This is a genomic window from Aeromonas finlandensis (genome assembly GCF_000764645.1).
Taxonomy (GTDB): domain Bacteria; phylum Pseudomonadota; class Gammaproteobacteria; order Enterobacterales; family Aeromonadaceae; genus Aeromonas; species Aeromonas finlandensis.
The window spans coordinates 21,463-30,378 of sequence record NZ_JRGK01000044.1; the positions used below are offsets into that span (position 1 = coordinate 21,463).

Below are 8,916 nucleotides of genomic sequence, written 5' to 3' on the forward strand. Positions count from 1 at the left end.
AAAACTACCCGTTTGTATAACAAACCGGCATGAGGGGGTTGGGAAGGGGGGACTAAACTTGACGGATATCCGGTTAACGGCACAGGAGACACCACGCCATGCTTCCTCCCTTTATCTATGAGAGATTGCCCAGCCTCTATCTGCTGACAGCCATTGCCATCATTATGCTGAGTGAACAACTACTGCTCTGGTTTGCAGGCGCTTTGCTGTTTATCGCCGGGGCGGTGACCTGGATGATGCGCTCCAGCTACCGTCGCACCGACCTGATTATCTTTCCGAGCAAACGCTGGCTACAGCCAGAGTGGCTTTATGAAGCCCAGCCCTTTATCTTGCTGGCCATGGGGCTGGCCATATCACAGTTGCCTGCCCCCACCGCCATTATCGCATTGGTCCCCTGCCTGTGGGCCTGCCGCTGCCTCTGGGCACGGCACCATTATCGCCGCCATGCCCACGGGGTAATCGCTCACTTAAGACGGGATCCCGCTCGGAGCCGTCTGCACCGGAGCCTGCGCTGACTCACTGCGGGCGCGTTCGATAAACGTCGCCAGATCCATCAGGGGATACTTCATCAGACTCGGCAAGCCATCGAGATCCAGACTGTCCATCAGGTTTTTCACCTCAAGACCCAGCTCGGTATCCCCTTCTATCTTCAGCTTGCGCTGGAAGAAGAGCGAATCAGGATCCTCTTTGCGACCGGCAATCAGGATCAGGTCGTTGGCGGTACCGCTGAAGCAGACATCGGCCTTGTCACACTCGCGAGCCACCACCAACTGGCCGTTCTGCTCACTGATAAACCAGCACAGCTCCAGATCAGATACTTCGACTTTCAGCCACTTGTCTGCCAGAAACTCGAAATCGCCATCTGCGATGGCCTCTTTGAAGACCCGGGCCAGCAAGCTCTCCATCAGCTGCTTTTGCAGATTGAAGGGAACCAGCTTGAGGGGATGGCGCAAGAAGCGCGGAGCCTGTTCGACCAGGCGGCGTTGCAGTTGTTGAAACACGATAGACTCCCTTTTTTGCGCATTCAAACACAGGGAGAGTGGCAAGATCCTGTTGGAAATCAAACTTGTGCAGGGTTACCTCAAGAAGGGTAAAGCCACACAAAGCTGCCTCAGGTCAAAAAGCGGGAGTGCATGGCTGCATACAATCAGGGCTCGTTTGCCCTTCATATGCACTCTCGGAGCGTACCAATGGAATTACTCTGTCCGGCAGGCAGTTTGCCGGCACTGAAAACCGCCGTGGATAACGGGGCCGATGCCGTTTATATCGGTTTCAAGGATGACACCAATGCCCGCCACTTTGCCGGTCTCAACTTTACCGACAGCAAACTGGAGAAGGCGGTGGATTATGTGCATCAACATGGTCGCAAGCTGCATATTGCCATCAATACCTTTGCCCATCCCGGGGCCGATGCTCGATGGAAACAGGCGGTTGATCGCGGGGTGGCCCTCGGCGCCGATGCGTTAATCATCGCCGATCTCGCCGTGCTGGAATATGCCAGCCGCCACTATCCCGAGATGGAGCTGCATGTCTCGGTGCAGGCCAGCGCCACCAATGCCGCCGCCATTCGCTTCTATCAGCAGCAATTCAATGTCACACGAGTCGTGTTGCCACGAGTGCTCTCCATGCATCAGGTCAAGCAGCTGGCCCGCGAGACCGACGTTGGTCTCGAGGTGTTCGCCTTTGGCAGCCTCTGCATCATGGCCGAGGGGCGCTGCTATCTCTCCTCCTACATGACTGGCGAGAGCCCCAACACCGTCGGCGCCTGTTCACCGGCCAAGTTCGTCCGCTGGGAAGAGACTCCGAACGGCCTCGAGTCACGGCTCAACGAAGTGCTGATCGACCGCTACGGTCCGGGTGAAAATGCTGGCTACCCGACTCTCTGCAAGGGGCGTTTCGACGTGGATGGCCAGACCTACCACGCGCTGGAAGAGCCGACCAGCCTCAATACCCTTGGCCTGTTGCCCGAGCTGTTCAAGACCGGGATCCAGTCGGTCAAGATTGAAGGGCGCCAGCGCAGCCCCGCCTATGTGGAGCAGGTAACCCGGGTCTGGCGTGCGGCCATCGATGCCTATCAGGCCAATCCCGAGGCCTATCAGGTCAAGCCTGAGTGGGATGCTCAGCTCGCCCGCGTCTCCGAAGGTAGCCAGACTACCCTCGGCGCCTACCATCGTCAGTGGCAATAAGGAGTCCACCCATGCAATTTTCTCTCGGGCCTCTGCTCTTCTACTGGCCAAAAGCCGATACCGAAGCCTTTTATCATGCCGCGGCTGACAGCCAGGCCGACATCATCTATCTGGGGGAGACCGTCTGCAGCAAGCGGCGCGAACTCAAAGTCGATGACTGGATTGCGCTGGCCCGGCAGGTGGCCAGCTCCGGCAAACAGGTGGTGATCTCTACCCTCGCCCTCATCTCTGCCCCTTCCGAACTCAAAGAGGTGAAGCGGCTGGTCGACAACGGCGATCTGATGGTTGAAGCCAACGATCTCGGTACGGTACAACTCGCCTGGGAGGCCGGGATCCCGTTTGTCTGCGGCCCAGCCATCAACGCCTATAATGCCGATGTGCTGCGCATGCTGCTTAAACAGGGGATGACACGCTGGGTCATGCCGGTGGAGCTCTCCCGTGACTGGCTGATCCAGCTCAATCAGGATCTGGGCCATACTCGCCAGCAGTTCGAGGTGGAGGTGTTTGCCTACGGCCATCTGCCGCTCGCCTATTCGGCACGCTGCTTCACCGCCCGCTCCCTCGACAAGCCCAAGGACAACTGCGAGCTCGCCTGCATCAACTACCCCACCGGGCGACTGGCCAACAGCCGCGAGGGGCAGCGGGTGTTCAATCTCAACGGGATCCAGACCCAGTCCGGCTACTGCTACAACCTGGGTAACGAGCTGGCGGGTATGGAGGGGCTGGTGGATGTGGTCAGACTCTCACCGCAAGGGAGAGAGACGCTGGAGATGCTGGCCCGCTTCAAAGCCAACCAGCAGGGTCTGGCTCCCCTCCCCCTGCAGCAGGGGAACGACTGCAACGGCTACTGGCGCCAGATCCCCGGCATGAGCCTGGTGGAATAATCCCGCCATTCGCCCAACAAAAAGGCCTCATTATGAGGCCTTTCTTATCTCTGCTATCAACGTACTGCATCCATTCAGGAGGGCTGATCGCTTTTTCCCTGAGCACTCTGGGCACCCGGTGGCAAGGGTTTGCGCGCCATCAGCTCCAGCTCAAGCAAGGCATAACGATGCTCGATGAAGTCGTAGACGTTGTTGGAGAGAGCCAGCTTGAAGTAGCTGATAGCTTCCTTGCGGTTGCCTCTGCCCAACTCGAACTTGCCCAGATAGAAGTAGGTTTCGCACAGGCGCTCGGCAAGCTCCCGGTTATCCTTCACCCCTTTCACCACATTGCCCATCAGCTGGGAGGCTGTGAGTTCACCGGTATAGAGGCGCACCAGATCCCAGTTCCAGGCATCGTCATCGTATTTGTTCAGACGCTCGCGCATCCGGCTCATGGCCGCAGGCGCATCGAGTTTCTGCTCGGCCAGATAGAGCCAGATCACCCGGTAAGGGTCTTCCGGCTGCGCTTCATAAAAGCGCTTCATATCGGCGGCGGCCAGCTCGGGGCGGTTACCGTAATAGAGCGCGATGCCACGGTTGAGATAGGCATAGTCATAGTCCGGCGCCAGCTCGAGGGCAGAATCGAAGGCGTCATAGGCCTCGTCATAATTCTGCTGCTGCACCAGATAGACGCCGATGAAGTTATAAGCTTCGGCAAAATCCGGCTTCTCGCGCAGGGCGCGGTTGAAATCCAGCCTCGCCAGCGAGCGCAACCCGACGCGATCGAACACCACGGCACGCTCATAGAAGAGCTCTGCACGCTGTTCAGTGGTCAACTCCATCTCGCTGAGCATCTGCCCGAGTCGCGCCAACGCCAACTCGCTTTGGTAGGAGACCTGCAGGGGGGTCGCCAAAACCAGTGAAGCAGGCTGCGGCTTGGGAACCTTAGGGGTGTTAACCTGACTGCTACTGCTGCAACCCCACATGGGTAGCAACAACAGGATACCAAGGAGGTATCCAATCCCTTTCCTGACGTTCAATGAACACTCCGACGCTTACGCTTGACCCCGCATATGGTAAAGGTCAACCGCCACTTTGTCATGTAGCTGTGCCCCTCTGCCTCAAATAAATCAGGATTCGACAGGGTATCCGGCCTCCAGCCACCCCCGAAAACCACCATCCACGCTGACAACCCGGCTATAACCCATCTGTTGCAGGTTATCGGCCGCCAGAATGGAGCGAAAACCACCACCACAATAGAGGTAGAGTTCTGTGGCCGGATCCGGGTAACGGGTCTCGATATCCCGTTCAATGACCCCGCGTCCCAGATAGACGGCGCCGGGTAAATGCCCTTTGGCCCATTCGCTCTCTTCCCGCACGTCGATCAGGTGAAAAGCGCGCCCTTCATCCTGCCAGCGCTTGATCTGATGTACATCGGTTTCGGTGACGCGGGAGCGGATCCCGTCAACCAGAGCCAAAAAACGGGGATTGTGTTGCATGACAAACTCCTGTTGCATAAATCCTGTGTGTCAGCAGATGGCACACGGAGAAAAGAAAAGAGCGCCGTGCGGCGCTCTTCACTGTTACGGCAGGATTTCCTGTTGATCCGCGCCCTCTTTCTCTACCTGCGTTGGCAGCATGTGCTCGCGCTTGACGCCGAGGAACATGGCAAAGGCACTCGCTACATAGATGGAAGAGTAGGTACCGAACGCCACACCGATCACCATGGCCACGGCAAAGCCGTGGATCAGCGCACCGCCCTTGAGCAACAGCGCCAGTACCACAATGAAGGTGAGGCCGGAGGTGATGATGGTACGACTCAGGGTCTCGGTCATGGAGAGATCCAGAATGTACTCGGTATCCCCTTTACGCACCTTGCGGAAGTTCTCCCGCAAGCGGTCGAACACCACGATGGTATCGTTCAGGGAGTAACCCACCAGGGTCATCAGCGCCGCCAGTACGGTCAGATCAAACTCGTACTGGAAGTAGGCGAACACGCCCAGGGTGATCACCACGTCGTGCACCAGAGAGAGAATCCCCCCCAACGCCAGACGCCATTCGAAACGCACCGCCACATAGGCCAGGATACAGAGAATGGAGGCCAACATGGCCAGCGCACCATCTGTTGCCAGTTCATCACCCACCGAAGGGCCGACGAACTCGACGCGTTTGAGCACAGCACCCTCGTCGAGCAGCTTGGCAGCGGCCAGCACTTCGTTACCCTGTTGTTCTACCTTGACCCCCTCTTTCGGGGTCAGGCGGAACAGCACGTCACGGCTGGAGCCAAAGTGTTGCAGGGTTGCCCCTTCAATCTTCTGCTCTTCCAGTGCGTCGTGGATCTTGTCCAGGCTCACCGACTGCTGGAACCCCACCTCGATGGTGGTACCACCGGTAAAGTCCAGACCCCAGTTCAGACCCCGATCAAACAGGAAGAACAGGGCCACCACCATCAGCACGGAAGAGAAAACCACACCCGGCTTGGCATAGCGCATAAACGGGATCGGTTTTTCAAAATGTAGAATCTGAAACATTTCTCTATCCTCAGATGGGCAGCTTGTCGATGCGCCGTCCACCCCAAGCCAGGTTGATAATGGCGCGGGAAACCGTGATGGCAGTAAACATGGAGGCGGTCAGACCAATGCCCAGCGTCAGGGCAAAGCCCTTGATGGCGCCAGTACCGATACCGAACAGGATCACACAGGTGATAAGCGAGGTGACGTTCGAGTCGGCGATGGTGGAGAATGCCCGATCAAAGCCCAGATGGATGGCTTGCTGAACACCACGACCGTTGCGGATCTCTTCACGAATACGCTCGTAGATCAGCACGTTGGCATCCACCGCCATCCCCAGCGTCAGGACGATACCGGCGATACCTGGCAGGGTCATGGTAGCCCCCGGGATCATCGACATGATGCCGACAATCAACACCAGGTTCATACAGAGCGCCAGGTTGGCGACCCAGCCGAACGCACGGTAGTAGATCCCCATGAACAGCACGATCACCAGCATGGCCCAGCCGATGGCTTCCATACCGCTGTCGATGTTCTGTTGACCCAGGCTCGGGCCAATGGTGCGCTCTTCCACGATCTGGATCGGGGCGATCAGTGCACCGGCACGCAGCAGCAGCGCCAGGTTGTGGGCTTCGTTGGCGTTGTCGATACCTGTGATACGGAACTGGCTGCCAAGGCGCGACTGGATGGTGGCGACGTTGATCACCTCCTCCTGCTTGCGGAACTTGCGCTTGCCATCCGGACCCGGCTGACCGACCGGCTTGTACTCGATGAAGACGGTCGCCATCCCTTTACCGACGTTGTCCTTGGTAAAGTTGGCCATCTTGTTGCCACCCTGGCCATCAAGCTTGATGTTGACCTGGGGACGGCTGTACTCGTCGAAACCGGACTGGGCACCCACGATGTGGTCACCGGTCAGGATCACCCGCTTTTGCAGTACCACAGGACGACCGTTGCGATCGTTGTAGACCTTGGAACTCGGCGGGACACGACCGTCGGCCGCAGCCTGGATGTCGGCAGTCTCATCCACCATGTGGAATTCCAGGGTCGCGGTTGCACCCAGGATCTCCTTGGCGCGGGCGGTATCCTGAATACCGGGCAGTTCAACGACAATGCGCTCGGCGCCTTGCTGTTGTACCAGCGGCTCGGCCACACCCAGTTCGTTGACCCGGTTACGGATGATGGTGATGTTCTGCTCGAGGGCGTACTTCTTCACCTCCTTGATCTTGGCTTCGCTCAGACCAGCCAGCAGGATGAACTCATCCCCTTTCTGCTCGGTAGTGAAAGTCAAATCAGGGTTCTGACGACGCAGATGAGAAACAGCGCGTTCCTGATCCGCTTCATCACGGAAGATCACCTGCACCTGATCACCGGTCCGGCGCACGCCTGAGTAACGGATCTTCTGGTTACGCAATTCGCTGCGGAAATCCTGCACCATCTGCTCTTGCTGCTTGGTCAGCGCTTCGGCCATGTCCACTTCCATCAGGAAGTGCACACCACCACGCAGGTCCAGGCCGAGCTTGAGCGGCGCAGCACCGATAGCTTCGAGCCATGCGGGGGTAGAAGGAGCCAGGTTGAGTGCGGTAATGAAGTTGTCGCCCAGCTTGTTGGCAACAACGTCGCGCGCCTTGAGCTGCTCTTCCGTATTTTTGAAACGGATCAGGATCAGTCCGTGCTCGAACGCAGCATGTTTGACCGGGATCTTGGCCGCTTCAAGGGTCTCTTTCACCAGGTCAAGGGTATCTAGCTTGACTTCGGCACCACGGCTGGCAGAAACCTGCAAAGCCGGATCTTCGCCGTAAAGATTGGGGGCTGCATATAGAAAACCGATGGCGATCACCAGGACCACCATCAGGTATTTCCACAGCGGATAGCGATTCAACACGCTGTGCTCCTTGGGAGATTAAAGGGACTGGATAGAACCCTTGGGCAGAACGGCAGAGACGAAGTCCTTTTTGATGGTGACTTGAGTCTGGTCGTTCAGGGCGATCACCAGGTAATCGCTGTCAGCAGCCACTTTGGCAATTTTGCCAACCAGGCCACCGGAAGTAAGCACTTCATCACCCTTGGACAAGGAGCCCATCAGATTGCGGTGATCCTTGGCACGCTTGGCCTGGGGACGATAGATCATGAAGTAGAAGATCAGGCCAAACACGGCCAGCATGATGATCATTTCCATACCACCACCCTGTGCACCCGGTACTGCGCCTTCTGCATACGCCTTGGAGATAATGCTCATTTAACAACCTCTTATTGATGTAGATTTGAAAACTTGCTTATATATTGTTGTTATTTAACGTCATTTTCAGCTAACGGAGGCACAGGCTTCCCTTGCCGACGGTAAAACTCTGTTACAAAGTCGTCTAATTTACCCTGCTCGATCGCGTCCCGCAAACCTTGCATCACACGCTGGTAGTAACGCAGGTTATGAATCGTATTCAGACGGGCACCGAGGATCTCGTTGCACTTGTCCAGATGGTGCAAATAGCTGCGGCTGTAGTTCTTGCAGGTGTAGCAATCACACTCGGCATCCAGGGTGCTGGTGTCGTTGCGGTGCTGGGCATTGCGGATCTTCACCACACCATCGGTGGTGAACAGGTGGCCGTTGCGGGCGTTGCGGGTCGGCATCACGCAGTCGAACATGTCGATACCACGGCGCACCCCTTCCACCAGATCTTCCGGCTTGCCGACACCCATCAGGTAGCGCGGCTTGTCGGCCGGGATTTTCGGGCAGACGTGCTCGAGAATACGGTGCATGTCCTCTTTGGGCTCACCCACCGCCAGACCGCCGACCGCATAACCGTCGAAACCGATCTCCAGCAGACCATTGAGGGAGACATCCCGCAGATCTTCGTAGACCGAGCCCTGAATGATGCCGAACAGAGCATTCTTGTTGCCCAGCGCATCAAACTTGTCGCGGGAGCGCTTGCCCCAGCGCAAAGACATCTCCATCGACTTGCGCGCTTCTTCGTAAGTGGCCGGATACGGGGTGCACTCGTCGAAGATCATCACGATGTCGGAGCCCAGATCGTACTGGATCTCCATGGACTTCTCGGGGTCGAGGAAGATCTTCTCGCCATTGATGGGGTGGCGGAAGTGGACACCCGCTTCAGTGATCTTGCGGATGTCGCCCAGGCTGAACACCTGGAAACCACCGGAGTCGGTCAGGATCGGGCCCTGCCAGTTCATGAAATCGTGCAGGTCGCCGTGGGCGCGCATCACTTCCTGACCCGGACGCAGCCAGAGGTGGAAGGTGTTGCCCAGCAGGATCTCGGCGCCACTTTCACGCACTTCTTCAGGGGTCATCCCCTTGACGGTGCCGTAAGTCCCGACCGGCATGAAGGCCGGGGTCTGGAC

At 57.6% G+C, this 8,916-nt stretch carries 10 protein-coding genes; 3 read left to right on the forward strand and 7 right to left on the reverse strand.

The features are described 5' to 3' along the window. Positions 1-98: 98 nt before the first annotated feature. Positions 99-515, forward strand: a complete 417-nt coding sequence (locus LD28_RS0105920) for a hypothetical protein (RefSeq protein WP_033136083.1) — start codon at positions 99-101, stop codon at positions 513-515. Here LD28_RS0105920 and ubiT read toward each other — a convergent pair. After that, positions 468-1,001 (reverse strand): ubiquinone anaerobic biosynthesis accessory factor UbiT, encoded by a 534-nt coding sequence (gene ubiT, locus LD28_RS0105925; RefSeq protein WP_033136084.1) that lies wholly within the window; start codon positions 999-1,001, stop codon positions 468-470. The two genes, LD28_RS0105920 and ubiT, sit on opposite strands and share 48 nt — an antisense overlap. Positions 1,002-1,190: 189 nt before the next feature. Between ubiT and ubiU the strand changes: the two genes are divergently transcribed. After that, a complete protein-coding gene (gene ubiU / locus LD28_RS0105930; protein WP_033136085.1) occupies positions 1,191-2,186 on the forward strand; it encodes a ubiquinone anaerobic biosynthesis protein UbiU in 996 nt (331 codons plus the stop codon). Positions 2,187-2,197: 11 nt separating this feature from the next. Beyond that, positions 2,198-3,070, forward strand: a complete 873-nt coding sequence (locus tag LD28_RS0105935) for a U32 family peptidase (protein WP_033136086.1) — start codon at positions 2,198-2,200, stop codon at positions 3,068-3,070. 74 nt (positions 3,071-3,144) lie between these two features. On the opposite strand, the gene nlpI is transcribed toward LD28_RS0105935, so the two are convergent. From nlpI to tgt, 6 genes are all read right to left on the reverse strand, one after another. After that, positions 3,145-4,089 carry a lipoprotein NlpI gene (gene nlpI / locus LD28_RS0105940; RefSeq protein ID WP_338151468.1) on the reverse strand — a complete coding sequence of 315 codons (945 nt, stop codon included), beginning with the start codon at positions 4,087-4,089 and terminating at the stop codon, positions 3,145-3,147. A 90-nt stretch (positions 4,090-4,179) separates the two neighbouring features. Continuing rightward, positions 4,180-4,548: a rhodanese-like domain-containing protein gene (locus tag LD28_RS0105945; RefSeq protein WP_033136092.1), complete on the reverse strand. Its 369-nt coding sequence runs from the start codon at positions 4,546-4,548 to the stop codon at positions 4,180-4,182. 84 nt (positions 4,549-4,632) lie between these two features. Beyond that, entirely contained in the window at positions 4,633-5,580 is a 948-nt protein-coding gene (gene secF, locus LD28_RS0105950) for a protein translocase subunit SecF (RefSeq protein ID WP_033136088.1), read from the reverse strand. Positions 5,581-5,590: 10 nt separating this feature from the next. Beyond that, complete coding sequence (gene secD, locus LD28_RS0105955; protein ID WP_033136089.1) at positions 5,591-7,444, reverse strand: protein translocase subunit SecD; 1,854 nt, start codon at positions 7,442-7,444, stop codon at positions 5,591-5,593. 18 nt (positions 7,445-7,462) lie between these two features. Next, complete coding sequence (gene yajC / locus LD28_RS0105960; protein WP_033136090.1) at positions 7,463-7,798, reverse strand: preprotein translocase subunit YajC; 336 nt, start codon at positions 7,796-7,798, stop codon at positions 7,463-7,465. A 50-nt stretch (positions 7,799-7,848) separates the two neighbouring features. Continuing rightward, on the reverse strand, positions 7,849-8,916 hold a 1,068-nt coding region (tgt, locus tag LD28_RS0105965), incomplete at its 5' end, for a tRNA guanosine(34) transglycosylase Tgt (RefSeq protein ID WP_050514262.1).